The sequence below is a fragment of the Staphylococcus sp. 510 genome (genome assembly GCF_057219715.1).
This window is the reverse complement of record NZ_JBXVVK010000064.1, coordinates 1-217: the sequence shown is the minus strand read 5'-3', so window position 1 is coordinate 217 and position 217 is coordinate 1. Positions and strand designations below refer to the sequence as shown.

At 40.6% G+C, this 217-nt stretch carries 1 protein-coding gene; it reads right to left on the bottom strand.

Annotated elements, in window-relative coordinates; translation table 11 throughout:
* Nucleotides 1-217, bottom strand: a 217-nt coding sequence (locus AC2D8K_RS12655) for an Ig-like domain-containing protein (protein ID WP_484698837.1), incomplete at both ends; no start/stop codon positions are given.

Here is a 217-nt window from a genome sequence, read left to right as displayed (position 1 = left end):
ATTACCATCTTTATCAGTAGACGTCACTGGTAATGTTTCGCCACCTTTTAAGTCTTCATTAGTTGGAATATTGATGACATAATTACCATTATTATCTGTTGTGCCAGTTGCCGTTGTGCCATCTGGGAACGTCACTGTTACTGTTGAACCTGGTTCCGCTTTACCTGTGATTGTTTTATCTTCACTTGTTACCGGATTGATTGTCGGTACAGTTGGC